18 protein-coding genes and 1 riboswitch are annotated in these 20829 nt (G+C 62.7%); of the genes, 4 read left to right on the top strand and 14 right to left on the bottom strand.

Annotation, left to right across the window (positions count from 1 at the left end; translation table 11 throughout):
- Positions 1-15: 15 nt before the first annotated feature.
- Positions 16-200, top strand: a riboswitch (cobalamin riboswitch).
- Positions 201-246: 46 nt separating this feature from the next.
- Positions 247-963, top strand: a complete 717-nt coding sequence (bluB, locus tag AC1RTB_RS08310; protein ID WP_492878045.1) for a 5,6-dimethylbenzimidazole synthase — start codon at positions 247-249, stop codon at positions 961-963.
- On the opposite strand, the gene AC1RTB_RS08315 is transcribed toward bluB, so the two are convergent.
- Positions 960-2561, bottom strand: a complete 1602-nt coding sequence (locus AC1RTB_RS08315; RefSeq protein WP_492878043.1) for an outer membrane beta-barrel protein — start codon at positions 2559-2561, stop codon at positions 960-962. The two genes, bluB and AC1RTB_RS08315, sit on opposite strands and share 4 nt — an antisense overlap.
- A 246-nt stretch (positions 2562-2807) precedes the next feature.
- Between AC1RTB_RS08315 and AC1RTB_RS08320 the strand changes: the two genes are divergently transcribed.
- Positions 2808-3806 (top strand): KpsF/GutQ family sugar-phosphate isomerase, encoded by a 999-nt coding sequence (locus AC1RTB_RS08320; protein WP_492878041.1) that lies wholly within the window; start codon positions 2808-2810, stop codon positions 3804-3806.
- Between the two features lie 6 nt (positions 3807-3812).
- Here AC1RTB_RS08320 and AC1RTB_RS08325 read toward each other — a convergent pair whose 3' ends face one another.
- From AC1RTB_RS08325 to AC1RTB_RS08380, 12 genes are all read right to left on the bottom strand, one after another.
- Positions 3813-4277: an NfeD family protein gene (locus AC1RTB_RS08325; RefSeq protein WP_492878040.1), complete on the bottom strand. Its 465-nt coding sequence runs from the start codon at positions 4275-4277 to the stop codon at positions 3813-3815.
- A gap of 25 nt (positions 4278-4302) precedes the next feature.
- On the bottom strand, positions 4303-5253 hold the full coding sequence (locus AC1RTB_RS08330) for an SPFH domain-containing protein (protein WP_492878038.1): 951 nt from the start codon (positions 5251-5253) through the stop codon (positions 4303-4305).
- A 133-nt stretch (positions 5254-5386) separates the two neighbouring features.
- Positions 5387-6451 (bottom strand): ferrochelatase, encoded by a 1065-nt coding sequence (gene hemH / locus AC1RTB_RS08335; RefSeq protein WP_492878036.1) that lies wholly within the window; start codon positions 6449-6451, stop codon positions 5387-5389.
- 226 nt (positions 6452-6677) lie between these two features.
- Positions 6678-8618 carry a 5'-nucleotidase C-terminal domain-containing protein gene (locus tag AC1RTB_RS08340; protein ID WP_492878034.1) on the bottom strand — a complete coding sequence of 647 codons (1941 nt, stop codon included), beginning with the start codon at positions 8616-8618 and terminating at the stop codon, positions 6678-6680.
- Between the two features lie 310 nt (positions 8619-8928).
- Positions 8929-9315, bottom strand: a complete 387-nt coding sequence (gene omp10, locus AC1RTB_RS08345; protein WP_492878032.1) for an outer membrane lipoprotein Omp10 — start codon at positions 9313-9315, stop codon at positions 8929-8931.
- Between the two features lie 172 nt (positions 9316-9487).
- A complete protein-coding gene (locus tag AC1RTB_RS08350) occupies positions 9488-10933 on the bottom strand; it encodes a homospermidine synthase (RefSeq protein WP_492878030.1) in 1446 nt (481 codons plus the stop codon).
- A 139-nt stretch (positions 10934-11072) separates the two neighbouring features.
- Positions 11073-11990, bottom strand: a complete 918-nt coding sequence (locus tag AC1RTB_RS08355; RefSeq protein ID WP_492878029.1) for a heme-dependent oxidative N-demethylase family protein — start codon at positions 11988-11990, stop codon at positions 11073-11075.
- Positions 11987-12274 (bottom strand): type II toxin-antitoxin system RelE/ParE family toxin, encoded by a 288-nt coding sequence (locus AC1RTB_RS08360; protein WP_492878027.1) that lies wholly within the window; start codon positions 12272-12274, stop codon positions 11987-11989. Before AC1RTB_RS08360 ends, AC1RTB_RS08355 begins: the two co-directional genes overlap by 4 nt.
- Positions 12271-12561, bottom strand: a complete 291-nt coding sequence (locus AC1RTB_RS08365; protein WP_492878025.1) for a CopG family ribbon-helix-helix protein — start codon at positions 12559-12561, stop codon at positions 12271-12273. Before AC1RTB_RS08365 ends, AC1RTB_RS08360 begins: the two co-directional genes overlap by 4 nt.
- A gap of 69 nt (positions 12562-12630) precedes the next feature.
- Positions 12631-13293, bottom strand: coding sequence for an aminotransferase class IV family protein (locus AC1RTB_RS08370; protein WP_492878023.1), 663 nt, complete (start codon positions 13291-13293; stop codon positions 12631-12633).
- Positions 13242-14396: an aminodeoxychorismate synthase component I gene (locus AC1RTB_RS08375; RefSeq protein WP_492878021.1), complete on the bottom strand. Its 1155-nt coding sequence runs from the start codon at positions 14394-14396 to the stop codon at positions 13242-13244. The genes AC1RTB_RS08370 and AC1RTB_RS08375 overlap by 52 nt, the downstream gene beginning before the upstream one ends.
- Before the next feature lie 30 nt (positions 14397-14426).
- Positions 14427-16262: a M3 family oligoendopeptidase gene (locus AC1RTB_RS08380; RefSeq protein ID WP_492878020.1), complete on the bottom strand. Its 1836-nt coding sequence runs from the start codon at positions 16260-16262 to the stop codon at positions 14427-14429.
- Between the two features lie 142 nt (positions 16263-16404).
- Between AC1RTB_RS08380 and AC1RTB_RS08385 the strand changes: the two genes are divergently transcribed.
- Positions 16405-17913 carry a sigma-54-dependent transcriptional regulator gene (locus tag AC1RTB_RS08385; protein WP_492878018.1) on the top strand — a complete coding sequence of 503 codons (1509 nt, stop codon included), beginning with the start codon at positions 16405-16407 and terminating at the stop codon, positions 17911-17913.
- 331 nt (positions 17914-18244) lie between these two features.
- Complete coding sequence (mepK, locus tag AC1RTB_RS08390) at positions 18245-19990, top strand: peptidoglycan L,D-endopeptidase MepK (protein ID WP_492878016.1); 1746 nt, start codon at positions 18245-18247, stop codon at positions 19988-19990.
- An 84-nt stretch (positions 19991-20074) separates the two neighbouring features.
- On the opposite strand, the gene AC1RTB_RS08395 is transcribed toward mepK, so the two are convergent.
- Positions 20075-20716, bottom strand: a complete 642-nt coding sequence (locus tag AC1RTB_RS08395) for a 2-dehydro-3-deoxy-phosphogluconate aldolase (RefSeq protein WP_492878014.1) — start codon at positions 20714-20716, stop codon at positions 20075-20077.
- Positions 20717-20829: the final 113 nt, after the last annotated feature.

Below are 20829 nucleotides of genomic sequence, written 5' to 3' on the forward strand. Positions count from 1 at the left end.
CCGAGGTCCGCGTCCTGTAGACATATTCTGCCAGGTGCCCGCAGCGATGCGGGAGAATCGGGAACACGGTGCAAATCCGTGGCGTGCCCAACGCTGTAAGAGGGACCGTATCGGCAAAAGCCACTGTTCATCTTGAACGGGAAGGTGTCGACAACGGGTTGAACTCGAGCCAGAAGACCGGCCCGGCAGAAATCGTCCACCGCATGGTCAGGCGGCGGAAAACGATTGCTCGCAAGGGGACACGCGATGCCGGCTGACCATTCCGATTGTTTCGACCAAACTGCCCAGGATGCGGTCTACCGCGCCATCTTCACGCGCCGCGACGTGCGCAGCCATTTTCTGCCCGATCCGCTCGAAGACGATGTGCTGGCGCGGCTCTTGATGGCTGCCCATCACGCACCGTCGGTCGGTTTCATGCAGCCATGGAATTTCATCGTCATCCGTGACGTCGAGCGCAGGCAGAAGGTGCGCGACCTGTTCTTCGCTGCGCGCCAGCAGGAACTGCCGCGGATCGCCGAGGAAAAACAGGCACTCTACCGCAAGCTCAAGCTTGAAGGCATCTGCGAGACCCCGCTCAATCTTGTCGTCACCTGCGACCGCAGCCGTTCGGAGAATTCGCCGCTCGGACGCTGGCACAATCCGGAAATGGATCTCTACAGCACCGTTTGCGCGGTGCAGAATTTCTGGCTGGCGGCGCGTGCGGAAGGCGTCGGCGTCGGCTGGGTCAGCATCCTCGACCGAGAGGCGCTGAAAAGTCTGCTCGGCATCCCCGAACATGTCGTGCCGGTGGCTTATCTCTGCGTCGGACGGGTTTCCGAATTCGCGCAAAGGCCCGATCTCGAAAGGCATGGCTGGGGCAGCCGCCTGCCGCTGGCCGACCTCATCATGAGTGAGGTGTTTTCGGGACAAGGGGAGGAAGCGCTGAAGGCAATCACCGCCGGACTGGCTGTGCCCAGTCCCTAGCGCTGGATTTTCACGCCGAGGAACACGCTGTTGGTCTTGCTGTCGCGGTTGGGCAGCGTGCTGTTGAAGGTCTCATGACGCAGCCGGCCGGTGAGGCCGGCATAGCGGTTGACCCACCAGGTCAGGCCTGCTTCAGCGGTCAGCGTCATATCGTGGTCTTCAGAGTCGGCATAATCGCGCCAGCCGGCGCCCACTGCTGCCATGGCCGTGAGGTTCGCGCGGATTTCGCGCTCGACGCTAAGGCGCCCGGCGTAGAGAATCGAACCGCTTTCGCCCGGAGTGGTCGACCCCTCGACGAAGGTCGCGCCGTTGAAGCCGACAATGGTGCCACGGATCGGCGACCATCTGAGGTCGGCGGCAATAGTCGGTTCGGAGATGGTCTTGAGGCGATCGTCGTCGAAGTTTTCGCTGATCCAGCCGGCCGAAAGCTCGCCGCCGAATTTCTCGCCCATGTCTAGCTCGACGCCGGCGCGCGCGCCGATCCTGTTCGACGAGCGTTCGAAGCCAGCGGTGTCGAAGCGGAGATCGTAGACACGGCGTCCGTATTCGACCTCGCCAAACGGCGTCAGTGCTGGCGATATCTGGTAGCCGGCGCGCAGCTTGCCGGTATAGAGCGTGGAGTTCCTGTCTTCCTGCGACAGCGTGCCTCCACCCGACAACTGAGCGTCGCTGTAGGTTTCCTTGGTCGCCTCGCCGGTGACGCCGAAGCGGAATTTGCCGACGTCCTTCTCCAGCCCAAGCGCGCCGTCGAGGATATGGAGGGTCGGACGCTCGGCGGTGCCGACGATGACGACCGGGGAGGTGGCCGATTCCGGACGGAAATCGTAGCCAAGACGCGCGATGGCGCGCAGATCGTCGGCAAGGTCGAGCTGCAATCGACCGTTGATGCCGCCGGCGAGGTCGTCGACCTGCTGCCCGGAGAGGGATTTGCGCACGATGCCGTAAGCGTCGACGCTCGCCGAATGGCTTTCCCAGTCGGAGACGGCATTGAGCCGAAGGATGGTGTCCGACAGCACCGCCGACTTTCCGTCATGGCTCGAATCGGCGTTCGTGGTTGCAGCCAGTCCCTGCTCGAGGCTGGGCCTGAGCACAAAGCTACCGACGCGGATGCCTGTTGCCTGGAACGGATTTGTGTCGGCCAAAGGCCTGCGGCCTTCGATGGCGAGTAGCCGCTCGGATTCCGGGCGGTTTTCCACCCGGGTTTCGGAGTCGACAGTGCCTTGGCGCACGGTGCCGGTGGTGATGTCGTCCGCGGCCGCTGGCACAGCAGGCCTGCGGGCGGGGGCTTGGGTCGGAGCAGCGCGTTGCTGGCGCGCCTGTTCGGTACGCTGGCGCGCCGTCGTTGGCGGGCGGACCGCCGATCTCGCAGCGCCTGCGGCCTCGCCAACGTTGGGCGGCTCGCTGAACAGGCTGTCTTCGGCGCTGGCTGGGTCTGTCGGGTCGGGTAGCGCGCCGGGGCTGACGGGCTGGTAGTCCGCGACCTGGTTCTGGATTTCGGGCGCTTGTGGCTGGGCAGGGGGCCTGCGGGCCAGCAAACCTGCCGCGTTCCCGTCATCGACTGTGCCGCGCAGGCCGGCTTCCTGAGCATGCAAAGGCATGGCGCAAAGCAGCGTCGCTACACTTGCTGTTGCCAGCAAGGAGCGCAGTCCTGCACTGCTCCACCGCCCTTTTTGCCCTGGCCTGATCTGCGCCATCTTGTCCACTGCTTCGCCGACGCACAGGCGCCGCACTTACCAACTGGTAAATGGCCATGGTTAACGGAGCGTTTCCCGCAAGCCCCAGGACACGCCGTTCGGGCTGGATAATCATGGACACGAACCGTTCGACGCGCTAACGCATGCGACATGCACGCTGGATCGCTGAAAAAAGAGCCGGACCGGCAGGCGTCGATCGCCTCCGCTCTCCGCACCGTCACCACTGAGCAGGCCGGCATGGCCGCGCTTGCTGCCGCGCTCGAAGGGGCGCTGGCGGAGCCATTTGCCCAGGCGGTCTCGATCCTCGGGCAACTCAGCGGCCGGGTTATTGTCACCGGCGTCGGCAAGAGCGGCCATATCGGCTCGAAGGTCGCGGCGACGCTCGCTTCCACTGGCACGCCGGCTTATTTCGTCCATCCTTCCGAAGCCATCCATGGCGATCTCGGCATGATCACCAAGGAAGATGCGATCGTCGCGCTGTCCTGGTCAGGCGAGACGGCCGAGCTCAAGGGCATTGTTGCCTATTCCAGGCGCTTTTCGATCCCGCTGGTTGCCATCACCGCAGGCGATGCCTCCGCCTTGGCGCGTCAGGCTGATGTCGTTTTGTCATTGCCGCGTGCACCGGAAGCCTGTCCGCATGGACTTGCCCCGACGACTTCGACGCTGCTCCAGTTGGCGATAGGCGACGCGCTGGCGGTCGCCCTGCTTGAAGCGCGTGGCTTCACCGCCGATCACTTCCGCACCTTCCACCCTGGCGGCCAGCTCGGCGCGAGCCTGATGCCAGTCGGCGACCTGATGCACACCGGCGACGAAGTGCCGATCGTGCCGCTCGGCACCAAGATGCCGGAAGCCGCCAAAATGCTGTCCAAGAAGCGGTTCGGTTGTGTCTGTATCGTCGATGCGGATGGCAAGCTCGCAGGCATCATCACCGACGGCGATCTGGCGCGCAATCTCGACCGCAATCTTGCCGAGACCAATGTCGAGGACATCATGACCCGGCGGCCCAAGACTGTGCCACGGCAGATGCTGGCAGGCACGGCGACCGCCATGCTCAACGAGCACAACATCAGCGCTATTCCCGTGGTCGAAGGCGACCGTCCGGTCGGCATCATCCACTTCCACGACCTGCTCAGGGTCGGCGCTGCCTAGGCAGCGTCAGACCTGCTCCACCACCAGTTCCAGATCGGCATCCGTCGCGCTGACGACACGCACCTGCGTGCCAACAGGCAGGTCCGGACCGGAGACACGCCAGGTTGTGTCGCCGAGCTTGATGCGCCCGCGGCCTTCCTTGATCGGCTCGGTCAGCGTCGCGGTGCGCCCGACCATCTGGGCGCCGCGCCGGTTGAGCAAAGGCTGGTCGGAGACATCGCCATGCCCGCGAACGATCTGCTTGCCGATATAGGCCGAGGCCAGCGCAAGCACGAGGAAGACCAGAACCTGTACCTGCCAGCCCCAGAACGCGGCGTCCCACAAAAGCAGCGAGATCGCGCCGACGATGAGTGCGGCAATGCCGATCCACAGCAGGAAAACGCCCGGCGCGAATATCTCCAGCGTCAGCAGGACGAAGCCGAGCAGCATCCAGTTCCACGGGCCGAGTTCGGCAACGATGCGTGCGATCATGTGCGGTTCCTCAATGCACCTGCGCTCAGTTCTGCTCCGGTGTAATGCGTGGCGGCCGCGATGACTGGCGCTGGGCACCGTCGGTGCCCTCGCTGCGGAAGACTTCCTTGGCGATGGCGCCGATGCCGCCGAGCGAGCCGATCAGCGACGATGCCTCGAATGGCATCAGAACGATCTTGTTGTTGGCTGAGGAACCGATCTTCGCCAGCGCCTCGGTGTATTTCTGGGCGACGAAGTAGTTGATCGCCTGGACGTCGCCCTTGGCGATGGCTTCCGACACCACCTGGGTGGCGCGGGCTTCGGCTTCGGCGGAGCGCTCGCGCGCTTCGGCGTCGCGGAAGGCGGCTTCCTTGCGGCCTTCGGCCTCGAGGATCTGCGACTGCTTGAGGCCCTCGGCGGCCAGGATCTGCGCGCGCTTGTTGCGCTCGGCCATCATCTGGCGGCCCATCGACTCGACGAGGTTGGCCGGCGGGTTGATGTCCTTGATCTCGACGCGGGTGAGCTTGATGCCCCAGGGGTGCGCTGCTTCGTCGACAACGCGCAGCAGGCGCTCGTTGATGGCGTCGCGGTTCGACAGCAACTCGTCGAGGTCCATCGAGCCCATCACCGTGCGGATGTTGGTCATGGTCAGGTTGAGGATGGCGTTCTCCAGGCCCGACACCTGATAGGCGGCCTGCGGCGCATTGAGCACCTGGTAGAAGGCGATGCCGTCGACGGCGACGATGGCGTTGTCGCGGGTGATGATCTCCTGGGTCGGAACGTCGAGTACCTGCTCCATCATGTTCAGCTTGGCGCCGATGCGGTCGATGAAGGGGATGATCAGGTTAAGGCCAGGCGTCAGCGTCTTGGTGTAGCGGCCGAAGCGCTCGACGGTGTAATTATAGCCTTGCGGAATGGTCTTGATGCCGGTGAACAGCACAAACAGCACCAGGACGACCAGCGCTGGAATGATAAAGTCGAAACCGCTGAATTCCATTCGGCTATCCCCCTAGGATTGAGCGTGTTGGCTGAAATTGTGCCACCGCTGCGATGCCGAAAGACTTAAGGGGCTTTCAGCAGCGTTACAATCATCCGCAGGAGGAATGTTGCCGTCGTTTGATCAATGATCGTCAGGCCCAGCCGGACAGTTCGCGCCGGGTGATCGTCTCGATCACCGCCATGCCCTCCGGACTGTCGTTGAGGCACGGGATATGTGAGAAATTCTTGCCGCCGCCATGGTGGAAGATCTCGGCGTTTTCGACGGCGATCTCCTCCAGCGTTTCGATGCAGTCGGCTGAAAAGCCCGGATTGACGATCGCGATCGATTTCACCCCTTCCTTGGCCAGCCGCTCCACCGTCTTGTCGGTGTAGGGCTGCAGCCATTCCTGCGCGCCAAAGCGCGACTGGAAGGTGGTCATCAGCTTCTTGTCGCTCATGCCGAGGCGCTCGCGCAAAAGCCGCGTCGTCTTCACGCAATGGCAGTGATAGGGGTCGCCCTTTTCGAAATAGGGCTTTGGGATGCCGTGATAGGAGGCGAGGATCACCTCCGGCTCGAAGTCGAGCTTGGCTAGGTGCTGCTCGATCGAGCGCGCCAGTGCCTCGATATAGACCGGCTCGTCATAATAGGCCGGCACGCTGCGGATGCTCGGTTGTGCGCGCAGCTTCATCAGCGCGCGGAACAGCTGGTCGTTGGCGGTTGCCGTCGTCGTTGCCGAATATTGCGGGTAGAGCGGAAACAGAACGATGCGGTCGCAACCCTGCTCGACCAGCTTCCTGGTGATGCTTTCGGTCGAGGGATTGCCGTAGCGCATCGCCCAGTCAACGATGACGTCGGGCAGGTCGCGCAGCGCTTCGGCGAGTTTTTCGCCCTGGGCGCGGGTGTAGGTGCGCAGCGGCGACTCGTCGCGCTCGGTGTTCCATATCTTCTTGTAGTTTGCGCCTGACTTCTTCGGACGGGTGTTGAGCACGATGCCGTAGAGGATCGGGTACCAGACGATGCGCGGCATCTCGATGACGCGCGGGTCCGACAGGAACTCGCGGAGATAGCGCCACATCGACTTCTGGTCGGTGCCGTCAGGCGTGCCGAGATTGACCAGGAGAACGCCGACCTTGCCCTTGCGCACCGCCGGATGACCGTTGGGGAACGGGCCGAGTGCCTTGGCTGATTTTTCGTCGATCGTCGTGGTCAGGTTCATTCGGTGTCTCCGTTGAAGCATGATCCCGAAAACTGGATGCCGGTTTTCGGCAAAGATCATGCTCAAACAAAAAAGCTAGAGCCCTGTTCCGATTCCATCGGGTGGAACAGGCTCTTGCGGGATACCTAATTGAAAGGCGCAACCGTTCAATGTCGCGTCTGGCCGCACCCAAAAAACAAAGCCCGCCCGGCGTGCCGGGCGGGCTTGTTGGGGCAAAAGAGCCCTATCAGTTTACCGACGGGATCGAAAGCGTTCCGCCGATATGCAGGTCCTTGGCCTTGGCGCCAGGATTGGCGTCGGCGATCGCCTTCCACTTGGTCGGATCGCCGAGGTAGGTCTTGGCCAGATCCCAGAAAGTGTCGCCGGCAACCACCGTGTGCGACTTGGCACCAGCAGCCGGCGCCGGTGCAACTGGTGCTGCCTCGGCAGGCTTGGCTGGTTCGACTGTCGGCGGGGTGTTGGCGATTTCCGTCGACGCGCCGGGCAGGGCGGGCGTTGCGGGTGCTGCTTCGGCGGGCTTCGCCGGTTCAGCCGGAGCAGGGGCTGCTGCCGCCGCTGCGGCGATCTCGGTGATGCGGCCGTCGAGCTTGGGCGTGAAAGGCCGGTTCTTGGCGAGATAGTCGGCGACGACCTGTTCGAGGCTCGGACCATAGTCATAGGCGTTGGTGGCGTTCGAGGCGAACAGCTTGTAGCCGTCGCCGCCCTGGCGGACGTAGTTGTTGGTCGCGACCGTATAGACCTTGGCTTCGTCGATGGGCTTCCAGGCGCCGCCGTCCATCACTTCCACCGACTTGACGCGGCCGGCATTGGCGGCGACCGACTTGTCGAAGGAATATTTGAGGCCCGAAACCTGCGGGAACTTGCCCTTGCCTTCCTCGATCTCGCTGACGCCGGCCTCAAGCGAGGCGACGATGTCCTTGCCCGAGAGCTGGAAGGTGGCGAGCGTGTTCTGGAACGGCAGCACCGTCACCACTTCGCCCATGGTGACGACGCCCTGGTCGATGGAGGCGCGAATGCCGCCGCCGTTCTGGAAGACGATGGTCACGCCCTGGTCCTTGACCCGGTCGAGGATGGCGTCGGAGATCAAATTGCCCATCTCGCATTCACGCGCCCGGCAGCTTTCGCGGCTGCCGTCGATGAGGGCGGTGGTCTCGGACACTTCCTTGTTCTTCAGCTCTTCGATCGGCGCGCCGAGTTCCTTGATGCGGGCAAGCACCGCCTCGTCGGGCTTGATCGAATTGTCTAGATAGATCGGATCGCCCTTGGCTTCCTTGACGACGCCGTTGTCGTCGAAGGTCACGGTGAATTCGCCGAGATATTTCGAGTAGGAGGCAGCCTGGGTGACCGGCACCTTATAGCCTTCGGGATTGTCGATCATCGTCGGATAAGGCCCTTCGGCCTTGGCGTCGGTGTTCGACAAAAGCGAATGCGAGTGGCCGCCGACGACAACGTCGATGCCCGGAATCTTGGCGATCATCTCCTTGTCGCGGGGATAGCCGACATGGGTGAGCGCGATGATCTTGTTGACGCCTGCAGCCTTCAGCTTCTCGACTTCGGCGGTGATGTTCTTGACGTCGTCTTCGATGGCGATGTTGGGGCCGGGCGAGGCGACTTCGGGCGTGTCGTTGGTCACGGCACCAACGATGCCGATCTTCTGGCCACCGACCTCAAGCACGAGCGACGGCTTGATGCGGTCGCCGACCTTGGATTGCGCGTTGGGATGCACGTTGGCGGAAAGCACAGGGAACTGGATCTTCTCCAGGAATGGCACCAGCGCGTCCTCGCCGTCGTCGAACTCGTGGTTGCCCACGGTCATGGCGTCGAATTTCATCTGGTTCAGGAACTCGGCTTCAACCGCGCCCTTGTAGGTGGTGTAAAACAGCGAGCCCTGGAAGTTGTCGCCGCCATTGAGCAGCAGCACGTTCTGGCCTTCGAGCTTCTTGCGCTGGTTGGCGATCGCCGTCACCAGGCGTGCCGCGCCACCGATGCACTCGCCCTTGCCCTCTTCCTCGGTCGAGCAGGTCGATTCGAACTTGTTGTTGCTCTCAATGCGGCTGTGCCAGTCATTGATGTGCATGATGGTCAAAGTGTAGTCGGCGAATGACGGGGCGGCGGAATAGCCGAACGCCGAAGCCGACAAAGCCGCAATGGCAGCCAATCTCTTCATGATGAAATCTCCCGAATGACCCCCGCGAGACGTTTAGCGTCTTCGCTTGACCGGAATGTTACACATTCCTTGGCGCCATGTTCACATCCAGAACTTTCGGATGCAAGGGAGAATCGAAAGCTGAAAGCCGGCTTACTTGCCGTGCGGCACGTGCCCGTGCCGGAAGCCTGAAAATGAGGTGTTGTGCCCGCCTTGGCGGGCACAAACCAGAGCGCGGCGCGTCAGAATGGACGCACGGCGCTCCAAATCTATGAATCTACGCATCGTACTTGCCGAAAATCTGATCCGATTTCCGGGCCGATGCGGTAGGTCAGGCCGAACGCCTGGTCAGGGTGAACTGCTGGTTGGTGCCGCTGGTGCAGTTCAGCTGGTTGGCCGAGATCAAAAGGCAGTTGAAGCTGATCGGCGACTGGCGGATCAGCGAGGTGCCGTTGATCTGCACCGAGTTGGCGCCGGTCAGGATGTAGGTGCCGTCCGAAAGCTTCTGGCCGGTGTCGGTCGCGACCGTCTGGAACGAGCCGCTCGTGAAGGTCGAAAGCCCGGTGCCCTTGGCGTCGAGCCATGCACCTTCAACACCCGATGGTGCGGGCCTTGCACCGCCGCCCGAAGAGCCGCCGCCGCTCGTCGAACAGCCGGCAATGGCGGCCGCAAGCAGGGCAAATACTCCGGCCGAGACAATTTTGCGCGAAGTTGTCATCAAAAAATCCTCTCCTCAGTCCGCCTGCCTTCAATCGCCCGATTTGGCGATGAAGGCAAGGGCAGGGGAGCAAGGCAGTAGGGCAGTAGGGCAGTAGGGCAGTAGGGCAGTAGGGCAGTAGGGCAGTAGGTTTAGGTATCCATTGCCCTACTGCCCTATTCCCTTATTCCCCTTAGCGTACCAGCACGTTACGGAACTGCCAGGGATCGTCCTTGTCGAGGTCCTCTTCGAACAGGCCAGGGCGGCCTTCGAGCGGCGTCCAGTCGGTGTAGTAGCCCTTGACCGGTCCGAGATAAGGCAACTGCACTTCAAGGCAGCGCTTGTAGTCGGTTTCGTCGGTCTCGACGATGCCTGCCTCGGGGTTCTCCAACGCCCAGACCATGCCGGCGAGCACGGCCGAGGTCACCTGCAGGCCGGTGGCGTTCTGGTAGGGCGCGAGCTTGCGTGCCTGTTCCAGCGACAGCTGCGAGCCGAACCAGTAGGCGTTCTTGTCGTGGCCGTAGAGCAGCACGCCGAGCTCGTCGACACCATCGACAAGCTCGTCCTCGTTGAGAACGTGCTGGACCGGCTGCGGCTTGCCGGCTGCGCCGAACATCTCGTGCATCGACAGCACCGCGTCGTTGCAGGGATGATAGGCATAGTGGCAGGTCGGCCGATAGGTCACCTTGCCCTTCTTGGAGCGCACGGTGAAGAAGTCGGAGATCGAGATCGCCTCATTGTGCGTCACCAGGAAGCCGTATTGCGGACCCGGCGTCGGGCACCAGGTGCGGACACGGGTGTTGGCGCCAGGCTGTTCGAGATAGATCGCCCCCTTGTTGCCATGCTTGAACTTCTTGGCGTTCTTGGGTTTCCAGTTTTCGTGCGTGCCCCAGCCAAGCTCCGCCGGCTGAAGGCCTTCGGAGACAAAGCCTTCGACCGACCAGGTGTTCCAGAACACGTTCATCGGCTTGGGGTTCTTGGTACGCTGGGTGTCGCGCTCGGCGATGTGGATGCCCTTGACGCCGGCCTTCTTCATCAGCGCGGCCCAGCCTTCGCGGTCGTGCTGGGCCGGTTCCTCGAATTCGATGCCGAGGTCCTTGGAGAGGTTGACCAGCGCCTGCTTGACGAACCACGAGACCATGCCCGGATTGGCACCGCAGGTCGAAACCGCAGTCGTGCCGCCGGGATGCTTGCGCCGTTCGGCCAGAAGCGTTTCGCGCAGCGCATAGTTGGTGCGCTCATCATTGCCGGCGTTGTTGTCGAAGTAGAAGCCGAGCCAGGGCTCGATGACGGTGTCGACATAAAGCACGTTGAGCTTGCGGCAGAGGTGCATCAGGTCGACCGAGCCGGTGTCGACCGACAGGTTGACGCAGAAACCCTGGCCTTCGCCATTGGTCAGAAGCGGAGTAAGCAAGTCCTTGTAATTGTCCTTGGTTACCGCCTCCTGGATGAATTTGATGTTTCGCTCGTCCGCCAGTTTACGGTTCTCGTCGCTGGGATCGATGATCACCATCCGCGACTTGTCGAAGTTGAAATGGCGTTCGATGAGGGGAAGCGTGCCGCGACCGATCGAGCCAAAGCCGATCATCACGATAGGGCCGGTAATCTCACCATAAACGGGCCATTTTTCATTCGCCATTTTCTGGGGCACTCCTTCTCAACTAAAAGAGCCGGGCCACGATTGACCCGGCTTCAACCACCAAACCATACAGGCTTGTTGCAATAAAGCGAATCCGGCGCCCCAGATGCTGTGGGAAGCGGACGTTATGCCGCTATAATTAGCCGGCGTGCGCCATGGCACGCAGGAAATTGACGAGCCTGTCGCGGTCGGCGGCAAGGCCCTTGTAGTCGAGCTGGTGCGGGTCGAGGCTCATCAATTGTTCAGCGAAGGACGCGGCCAGATGCTGGCGATCATTGCTCCGCGCAAGCACCGCCAGCGGGTCGAGATAGATGCGGATGGTGAACAGGATGTCGCCCGAGACGGGCAGCTTTCTCAAGGTCTGCCGTTCGACGCGGATGAAGGCATGGCCTGATACGTCGCTGCCGGGAAAGCTCGATTGCCCTTCGGCTGCCCTTGCGATGCGCTGCCGATCCGACAACGGGTGATAGAGCGCGCCATCAGCCTGGATCGACCAATTGAAGCGTTCGACCAGCACGGCGAGCTTGTCGAACATGCGCGAGATCAGTTCGGCCATGCGCGTGCCGGGACCGAAATCGGGCACGGGGCCGTGTATCTTGTCGATCGGCTGGCCGAACTTTTCCGTCAGCTTCCATGACGAGGGAAAGCACAGCGAACCCGCCGCGAGCCGCCAGCCGTCTTCGCCGCGCCGCATCAGGATCAGGTCTTCCTGCACAAGTTTTGAGGCAGCGATCAGCGGGTTGTCGCTGGCATTGGCGACGTCGATTGCGCGATTGGTGCCGGTGATGACGCAGTGGCCACCGTCCATGCGATAGGTCTCGGGATAGTTTTCGAGCAGATTCGCGACCAAAAGCTCGAGCACTTCCCGCTGTGCCGCGTGTGTCTCCGACTCGGCGACGAAGACCTTGTCGGGGATTTCCCCATACAGCCTGTCCTTTTCCCTGAGATAGGCATCGAGATGGCCGTCGAGTTCGATCCAATCGCGCGGCTCGGCCTGTTTGAGACCGATGGCGAATGGCTTGGAGCTGCCGTCATAGGGGGTGTGGGTGGGGATCATAGCCAGTGGGGTGGACGCATGCGGCTGGTGTGGAACACGCGTATTATCTCGATCGCATCACCTGCAATCCGATAGGGAATGAGGAACGGCAAACCGGGAACCGACCATTCGCGTATGGCCTGCTCGGACGTTGGCCTGCCAATGGTCGGCCTTTCCCCCAGGAGGGTGATGGCCCGGTCCAGTCGCAGCACGAGCTGAAATGCTGCTTCCTCGCTGTCGGCAGCAATATGCGTTTGCGCCTCGCGTAGATCCCTGATTGCGGCCTTCGTGAGCCGAATCTTCATTTGGCATTCTTAGTGAAGATATCCGGTTCAGGCGGCGGCAGTTCATCCGGGGTTCCCCACGAACGAAGCCACTTCGATGTCGCTTCCCAAGAAATGAATTCGCCGCTTTCGTCGGCCTCGTCGATCGCCTCCTGGATTGCAGCCAGATAGATGCGGCGTTCGGCAAGGTGGGCCTCGACGGCTTCCTTGACGATGAAGGCGCTCGAACGCTGTGTAGACTTGGCGTATTCCTCCAATTCCTGTCTGGTCTCAGGAGGAAGCCGTACGGAAAATGTGCTGCTCGTCATTGTCGTCTCCGCGAACACATATGAGCACAATGTATGCGCCGATCAATGAGAGCGTCAAGCTGTAGCAGCTTAGGTGATTCGCGCCGCAATCAAGCCGCGCAGTGAGTTGCCGACCCAGATTTTTGCGGCGTCACGGAGATCGTTGACGTTCAGCACTGCCTCCACCGCTTCGCCATCCTCGATCTTCTCGCCGCGCAGCACGCCGGCGAGCAGGCCGCAGGCGAGCGGCGGGGTTTTCAGCGGGCCGCCATCGCCGTGATCGACAAAGATGCTGGTGATGGTGCCTTCGCAGATCTCTCCTGCCTCGTTGAGCAGGAGCACCTCATCGGCCTCGTCGCGCGAAAATTCGGCACGGGCGCGATCATAGACGTCGCGGCGCGTGGTCTTGTGGCGGAGCAGCGGATTTGAGGAATTGAGCCTCGTTTCGGCGATCCGCACAGTCCAGATGGTACCAGGCGCAAGCGGCGTGAATGGCTGCGTGGTCACATTGGCGCTGCCATTGGAGGAAAGGGCGAGGCGAACGCGCAAAAGCATGTCGCCGCCAACCGTATGACGCAACGCGTCCTCGACAGATGCCTGGTCGAACGCAAAACCAAGCGCTTCCGCCGACGCCTTGAGCCGCGTCAGATGCCGCGCGCCGCGCAGAAAGCCGGTCTTTGGCTCCCAGCGCATGGTTTCGATCAGCTCGAAGCTGGCACCGTGCCCGTGGCGAAGCGTGCTTTCAAAAGACATTCCGCATACTCCGCTTCCGCAGTCGAATCGAAGACGACGCCGCCGCCGATATTGTAGATGGCCTCGCCGCCCTCGTGCAGCGTGATGGTCCTGATCGCCACGCTGAAACGCATTGTGCCGCCAGGTGCGATCCAGCCGATCGCGCCGCAATAGACGTCGCGCGGCACAGTTTCCAGCTCGCGCAGGATCTCCATCGCCCGGATTTTCGGCGCGCCGGTGATCGAGCCGCAGGGAAACAGCGCGGCAAAGACCCGCTCGATGGAAAGTCCCGGCAAAAGCTTGGCCCGCACGCGGCTGACCATCTGGTGCACGGTCGGGTAGCTCTCGATGCGGAACAATTCTGGCACGTCGAGCGTGCCGACCTCGCTGATCAGCGAAATGTCGTTGCGCAGCAGGTCGACGATCATGCGGTTTTCGGCCTGGTTCTTCTCGTCGTTGCGCAGGAAGTCCCTGAGCTGCGCATCCTCCTCAGGCGTCTTGCCGCGCGGAGCTGTGCCCTTCATCGGATGGGTCTCGATCCAGCCTTCGCTGTCGATCTCGAAGAACAGTTCTGGCGAGCGCGACAGCACCACCGGGCCGCCGAGCGAGACCAGCGCGCCATACTTCACCGGCTGGCGTGCGATCAGCGCATCGAAAGCGTCGAGCGCTGCGCCGGACCATTGCGCATGCACCGGGAAGGTCAGGTTCCCCTGGTAGCAGTCGCCCTGGCGCAGATGCTGGTGCAGGCGTTCGAACCGGCGCGCGTAATCGGCTTGCGACCACGTCGCGCGGGCATCGAAGATCGGCCCGTTGGTGGCGGGCTCGCGCGAGGGCGTACGGTCGCGGTCAGACGGCTGGTCGAACACGCCGAGGCAGATCAGCGGCGTGCGCCGCCCTTCGGGCAAAAGCGGACGAAGCTTCGGCTCAAGCAGGTAGCCGGCCTCATAGGAAAAATAGCCGGCGAGCCATTTGCCTTGTTCGTGCGCCTTCTGGGCGGCCTGCAAGGCAGGAAAAAAGTCCGCCGCGTCATGCGCGACAATGACCTCGCGCGGTGCCTCGAACAGCACCTCGCGGCCGGCGGGGTCGTCCCTAAACAGGACGAATGGAGAAGCAAGATCAGCCATGATTTCAGCGTGCCTGGGAACGTGCCGGGCTCAGTCCAGCGCTTCCAGTTCGTCGATGAGGTTGCCGATGACGGCAAGACCCTTCTGCCAGAAGGCCGGGTCGGTGGCGTCGAGCCCGAACGGCTTCAGAAGCTCCGAGTGATGCTTGGTGCCACCGGCGCGCAGCATCTCGAAATACTTCTCCTGAAAGCCGCTCTCGGCATTCTGGTAGACCGCGTAAAGCGAGTTCACCAGGCAGTCGCCGAAGGCGTAGGCATAGACGTAGAAGGGCGAATGGATGAAGTGCGGGATGTAGGACCAGAACACCTCGTAGCCGTCGCGCAGCTTGATCGCCGGTCCCAGGCTCTCAGCCTGCACTTCGAGCCAGAACTGGCCGAGCTGGTCGGAGGTGAGTTCGCCATTCTTGCGCTCGGAATGCACCTTGCGCTCGAATTCGTAGAAGGCGATCTGGCGCACGACAGTGTTGATCATGTCCTCGACCTTCTGGGCCAGCATCGCCTTGCGCTCGCGCTTGTCGGTGGTGCGGTCGAGCAGCGAGCGGAAGGTCAGCATTTCGCCGAACACACTTGCCGTTTCGGCCAGCGTCAGCGGCGTCGAGGCCATCAGCGCGCCCTGGCCGGCGGCCAGCACCTGGTGCACGCCGTGGCCAAGCTCGTGGGCAAGGGTCATGACGTCGCGCGGCTTGCCCATGTAGTTGAGCAGGACGTAAGGGTGTGCGGAAGGCACGGTCGGATGCGCGAAGGCGCCCGGCGCCTTGCCGGGACGCACGGGCGCGTCGATCCAGCGGCGGTCGAAGAAGTCGCGGGCGATCTCGGCCATCTCGGGCGAGAAACTGCCGTAGGCAGTCAGCACCGTGTCCTTGGCTTCGTCCCAGCCAATGACCGCCTGCGGGGTCTCTGGCAGCGGCGCGTTGCGATCCCAGTGGTTCATCACGTCGACGCCCAGCCACTTGGCCTTCATCGCGTAATAGCGGTGCGACAGGCGCGGATAGGCCTCGCGAACGGCGGCAGCGAGCGCGTCGACGACTTCGCGCTCGACGCGGTTGGCGAGATGGCGGGAGTCGGCGATGTCTTCGAAGCCGCGCCAGCGGTCGGAAATCTCCTTGTCCTTGGACAAGGTGTTGGTGATCAGCGTGAAGACGCGCAGGTTCTTGCGGAAGGTCGCAGCCAGCGCCTCGGACGCTGCCTTGCGGACCTCACCATCGGGGTCCTGGAGTTTGTTCAGCGCCGGCTCGAGCGTCAGTTCCTCGCCGCCGATGTCGAAGCGCAAATCGGACATCGTCTCGTCGAACAGCCGGTTCCAGGCGCCGCGCCCGGTGATCGACTTCTCGTGGAACAGCTGCTCGATGCGGTCTTCGAGCTGGTAGGGTTTGTCCTTGCGCAGGTCGAGCACCCAGGGCCGGTAGTGGCCGAAGGCCGGATCGGTATCGAGCGCGTTGAGGATCAGTGCGTCGTCGACGAGGTTGAGTTCGAGCGCGAAGAACAAAAGATGCGCGCTCGCATCGGTCATCTTTTCCTGGACGTCGCCGTAGAGCTTGGCGCGCTTGGGGTCGGAGGTGTCGCCGGCATAGACCAGCCCGGCATAAGAGACCACGCGCCCGACAAGTTCTTCCAGCGCCTCATAGGTTCGCATCGCCTCGCCAAGCTTGCCTGCGGCACCACGCCCGGCTTCGACCGCAAGCGTGCCTTTCCAGCGGTTCTCGAAGGCGACCGCATCGACCGAGGCCTTTTCGAGGTCGCGGACAAGCTCAGGCGCGTCCATGCCTGAATAAAGGTCTGCAAGATTCCATTCGGGCAGTTCGCCAAGCCCTGCCGCGCTCCCGGCGGAGGCGGTGGCTGACATCTCTTGCCCGGAATTCCAACGCATTGCGTCTTCCTCTTCACTTACCTGTACCGGGTCGTTCAAATCATAAGGGATTCGTTCACCGGCTTTTTTGAAACCTTATTTAGAACCCTGTGCCAGGATGATCCACATCCAAACAGCAGCTACGGGCATATTCCGGACATTCATGGCAGGTTCGATTCTCATAGTCGATGACGATCCCGTGCAACGGCGCCTTGTCGACGCGGCGGTGACGAAATTCGGCCACACCTCTCTCGTTGCGGATGGCGGCGAGGCGGCGTTGCTCGTGCTCGACGGCCCGAGCGGCGGCGACATCGGCGTGATCATCCTCGACCTGTCCATGCCTGGCCTCGACGGCATCGGCGTGCTCAAGGCGATGCGCGAACGCGGCATCGCCATTCCTGTCATCGTCCAGACGGCGCAGGGCGGCATCGAGACCGTGGTCTCGGCGATGCGCAACGGCGCCTTCGATTTCGTCGTCAAGCCGGCCTCGCCGGACAAGCTCCAGGCCGCCATCGCCAACGCGCTCAAGGTCGAAGCCGTCGGGGGCGAGGTGCGGCGCACCGCCCGGCGCGGCAGCGGCTTGCTCACCTTCCGCGACATGATCACCCGAAGCCCGGCGATGGACCGCGTCATCCGGCTCGGCCAGAAGGCGTCGGCATCGAACATCCCGATCCTGATCGAGGGCGAATCCGGCGTCGGCAAGGAACTCGTGGCGCGTGCCATCCAGGGCTCCGGCGACCGGCGCTCGAAGCCCTTCGTCACAGTCAACTGCGGCGCCATCCCCGACAATCTTGTCGAAAGTATCCTGTTTGGCCATGAGAAGGGCTCGTTCACCGGCGCAACCGACAAGCATCCGGGCAAGTTCGTCGAAGCCAACAAGGGAACCTTGTTCCTCGACGAGATCGGCGACCTGCCGCTCGACGTGCAGGTCAAGCTGTTGCGCGCCGTGCAGGAAGGCGAGGTCGATCCCGTTGGCGGCCGCTCGACGGTCAAGGTCGACATCCGGCTGATTTCGGCGACGCACCGCAATCTTCTGCAGCAGGTCAAGGACGGCAAATTCCGCGAGGACCTGTTTTACCGCCTCAACGTCTATCCGATCTTCGTGCCGCCGCTGCGCGAGCGCCGTGACGACATTCCGCTGCTCGTCAGCCATTTCATTTCCCGCGTCGCCCCGGCAAGCCCGCATGGCAGGATTCCGATGATCTCGGAAAATGCCCTGGCATTGCTTCAGGCCTATGACTGGCCGGGCAATATCCGCCAGCTTGAAAACGCCATCTTCCGTGCTTGCGTGCTGTCTGAAGGCGACGTGCTCACCGAAGACGAGTTCCCGCAGATCCGCGCCCAGGTCGAAGGCGTTGTCGACCTTGGCGGCGATGCGGCGCCTGCCGCTGCGGACATGGCTGCCGAAAGGTCTTCCCCTGCGGCTCCGGCCTTGTCATCGGCCCCGGAACGAACCCGGCCGGGCATGCTGCGGGCGCTCGACGAACGTGGCAATGTCCGCGCGCTCGCCGATGTCGAGTTCGAGATGATCCGGCTCGCCATCGAGCATTATAATGGCCAGATGAGCGAAGTCGCGCGGCGCCTGGGAATCGGCCGCTCGACGCTGTACCGCAAGCTTAAGGAATACGGAATTGATCCCGAGACCGGGCGAGCCGAGCGACTCGCTTCCTGATATTTTCTTCATCGAATTTCGAATTAAAGCTTGTGTGTCGCTTGCGGGCCGCAGGATTCTACAGTCGCGGGCACATCTGTTCAGTGCGGTTTTCGTGGTTTAAACCAGCGGTTTACCATGAAAATGCACGTTTCCTTTTTGCTTGGATATCGCCATGGTGTCACCGCATTTCGCCTTCAATAATCAGTGATTAACCATTAGGATCGATATTCGGACGCGAATCCGTAAGCGTGTCCGGGCTTCAAATCCGGGGACAGATGGCAGCCTAACAGGGCCTTTTGATTTGAACAGGATCGAGAACACCGAAGGGCGTCACTCGAAATCGAACGTTTTGCAAAAGTGGCTTACAGCCACGGTGCTGGCTTTTGGTTTCCTGACAGCTTCCCAGGTCACCGCCTCCGCCGAGACGCGGACCCTCAAGCTTTTCTACACCCACACGGGCGAGAAGGCTGAGATTACGTTCAAGCGCAACGGCAGATACGATGCTGCAGGGCTGAAGAAGCTCAACCAGTTCCTGCGCGATTGGCGTCGCAACGAGCCGACCAAGATGGACCCGCGTCTGTTCGACGTCGTCTGGGAATCCTACCGCTCAGTCGGGGCTAGCGGCTATATCAGCGTCGTTTCCGCCTATCGTTCGCCTGCGACCAATTCGCTGCTGCGCAGCCGTTCGAACGGCGTTGCCGAAAAAAGCCAGCACATGCTCGGCAAGGCGATGGACTTCTACATTCCCGGTGTCCCGCTCAAGAAGCTGCGTGATGCGGGCCTGCGCGTCCAGGCCGGCGGCGTCGGCTATTATCCGCGTTCCGGTTCGCCCTTCGTCCATATGGATGTCGGCAATGTGCGCCATTGGCCGCGCATGAGCCGCCAGGAACTTGTCGCCGTGTTCCCTTCCGGCAAGACGCTGCATGTGCCGAGCGACGGCAAGCCGCTGCCTGGCTTCGAGCAGGCGCTTGCTTCTTATCAGGCACGCAAGAGCAGCGGCGATCTGGTCATGGCCAGCGCTTCGCCTGCCAAGCGCGGCGGCCTGTTTGCCGCACTGTTTGGCGGCGGCGGTGCCGACGAGGAAGAAGATACCGGCGAGAGCACGATTGCGGCGGTTGCCCCCAAAAGGGCGCCGACCCAGGTCGTAGCATCCGCACCAGCCGCCAAGTCGCAGCCAGGCATCCAGATCGTTTCGCCTGAGAATGCCCAGCGCGCCGAGCTGCCGCAGGTGGCCGACCAGGCACCTGCCGAGCAGGCGCCCGAGACCATCATCGCGGCCCTTCCGGCACGCAGCGTGCCGCTGCCAGGTGTCGCTCCCCGGCCGCAAGCCGAGGTCGTCTCGGCGACCGCAGAGAATGTGCCGTTCGGTGCGGCATCCGCTCCGCTTGCCGAAGCCGCGCAGCCCACTGCGGTCGAGCAACAGATCGCTGCCAATGTGCCGCTGCCGACCTGGCGTCCGAACCACACGCCGCCGGCCGAACTCAAGCCTGAGGACCAGAGCGTGCTGATGGCGCTTGCCTCGACCGATGACGCGCCAGCCGTCGTCAGCGTTTCCAACGCTCCGCTGCCCTCGGCGCGTCCGCAGGACATGACGGTCGAAGCTGCCTTGGCTGCTGCCAACGACATTCCGACAGAAGACGAGGGCGTGCAGGCCGAACTCGAAGTTGCCGCCTTGGCGCCTCGGCTGGAGCAACGTTCAGTCTTTGATCAGCCGGAAGCTGTGGCTGTTGCCACGCCCAAGAGCGCGATCGCCACGGCCTCGGCCGGTACCGATCCTGCGGCGGCCATCGGCGGCAACGTCAAGACCACGCGCAAGTCGGCACGGCCTCTCGCTCAGGAAGCCAAGCCCGAACCCAAGGCCGTTGTCGTTGCCGCGGCCCCTGATGCCGCACGCTGGGCGCTGCGCAGCGGCGCGCAGGTCGTCACGGTCACGACCAACACCAAGGCGCCGGGCTTTGCCTACAATATGGTGCGCACCGCGCCGAAGGAGGTCTACACAGCCGGCTTCCAGCAGGGCAGCCAGGCGACCGAAGCTCACCGCTTCTCGGGAAGTGCCGTCAAGTTCCTCTCGGTCGCTCGTTTCGCGACGAACTGATCGACAAACCGAACAACAAAAAAGCCGCGCTGGGCAACCCGCGCGGCTTTTTCGTTTTTAGATGGCGTTGGTGAGGGCTGCGCCTCAATTCTTGCGCAGCTTGTTCGCCTCGGCGGCGAGTGCCTCGATGCCGGCCCAGTCGCCCGCCTTGACCATGTCGTCGGGCGCGACCCACGAGCCGCCAACGCACACGACGTTGGGCAGGCTGAGATAGTCCTTGGCGTTCTTCGCCGAGATGCCGCCGGTCGGGCAGAACTTCACGTCGGCGATCGGCGAGGCCAAAGCCTTGAGGAAGGGCGCGCCGCCGGCCTGTTCGGCGGGGAAGAATTTCAGGAAGTCGAGGCCGGCCTCGCGCGCCGCCATGATCTCGCCCGGGGTGATGGTGCCCGGCAGCAGCGGCACCTCGCTGTTGGCTGCGTGGGCAATCAGCTCGCGGGTGAGGCCGGGGCTGACGATGAATTTCGAGCCGGCGGCAACAGCTTCGTCGAACTGGCGGGCGTTCAGGACGGTGCCGGCACCGACGATGCAATCCTCGACCTCGGCGGCGACGCGGCGGATCGATTCCAGCGCTTCATCTGTCCGCAACGTGATTTCGATTGCCTTGAGGCCGCCGCGTGCCAGCGCGCGTGCAAGCGGCACGGCGTCTGCGGCGCGCTCGATCTTCAGCACCGGTATGACTGGCTGGCCATCCAGCAGAGCAAGCAGTTTTTGGGTTTTGCTGGTCATGGCATTCGCTCCATTGTCAATTTTCAACCGATTTAACAGACCGTGCATTTCAAGTCCACGAAACCGGCAGCGACATGGTGTTGCGGGCGCCGCCCGACCTGCCGCGCGGCACT

The sequence above is a fragment of the Aminobacter sp. GW821-FHT11F06 genome (assembly GCF_058808215.1).

Bases quoted from the DNA above. Each gene is read 5' to 3' on its own strand.
- AC1RTB_RS08360 (WP_492878027.1), bottom strand. From the start codon at position 12,274: ATGAAGATTCGGCTCACGAAGGCCGCAATCAGGGATCTACGCGAGGCG.
- AC1RTB_RS08320 (WP_492878041.1), top strand. From the start codon at position 2,808: ATGCACGCTGGATCGCTGAAAAAAGAGCCGGACCGGCAGGCGTCGATC.
- AC1RTB_RS08340 (WP_492878034.1), bottom strand. From the start codon at position 8,618: ATGAAGAGATTGGCTGCCATTGCGGCTTTGTCGGCTTCGGCGTTCGGC.
- omp10 (WP_492878032.1), bottom strand. From the start codon at position 9,315: ATGACAACTTCGCGCAAAATTGTCTCGGCCGGAGTATTTGCCCTGCTT.
- hemH (WP_492878036.1), bottom strand. From the start codon at position 6,451: ATGAACCTGACCACGACGATCGACGAAAAATCAGCCAAGGCACTCGGC.
- AC1RTB_RS08370 (WP_492878023.1), bottom strand. From the start codon at position 13,293: ATGTCTTTTGAAAGCACGCTTCGCCACGGGCACGGTGCCAGCTTCGAG.
- AC1RTB_RS08350 (WP_492878030.1), bottom strand. From the start codon at position 10,933: ATGGCGAATGAAAAATGGCCCGTTTATGGTGAGATTACCGGCCCTATC.
- AC1RTB_RS08325 (WP_492878040.1), bottom strand. From the start codon at position 4,277: ATGATCGCACGCATCGTTGCCGAACTCGGCCCGTGGAACTGGATGCTG.
- AC1RTB_RS08315 (WP_492878043.1), bottom strand. From the start codon at position 2,561: ATGCCTTTGCATGCTCAGGAAGCCGGCCTGCGCGGCACAGTCGATGAC.
- bluB (WP_492878045.1), top strand. From the start codon at position 247: ATGCCGGCTGACCATTCCGATTGTTTCGACCAAACTGCCCAGGATGCG.
- AC1RTB_RS08365 (WP_492878025.1), bottom strand. From the start codon at position 12,561: ATGACGAGCAGCACATTTTCCGTACGGCTTCCTCCTGAGACCAGACAG.
- AC1RTB_RS08380 (WP_492878020.1), bottom strand. From the start codon at position 16,262: ATGCGTTGGAATTCCGGGCAAGAGATGTCAGCCACCGCCTCCGCCGGG.
- AC1RTB_RS08395 (WP_492878014.1), bottom strand. From the start codon at position 20,716: ATGACCAGCAAAACCCAAAAACTGCTTGCTCTGCTGGATGGCCAGCCA.
- AC1RTB_RS08375 (WP_492878021.1), bottom strand. From the start codon at position 14,396: ATGGCTGATCTTGCTTCTCCATTCGTCCTGTTTAGGGACGACCCCGCC.
- AC1RTB_RS08355 (WP_492878029.1), bottom strand. From the start codon at position 11,990: ATGATCCCCACCCACACCCCCTATGACGGCAGCTCCAAGCCATTCGCC.
- AC1RTB_RS08330 (WP_492878038.1), bottom strand. From the start codon at position 5,253: ATGGAATTCAGCGGTTTCGACTTTATCATTCCAGCGCTGGTCGTCCTG.
- AC1RTB_RS08385 (WP_492878018.1), top strand. From the start codon at position 16,405: ATGGCAGGTTCGATTCTCATAGTCGATGACGATCCCGTGCAACGGCGC.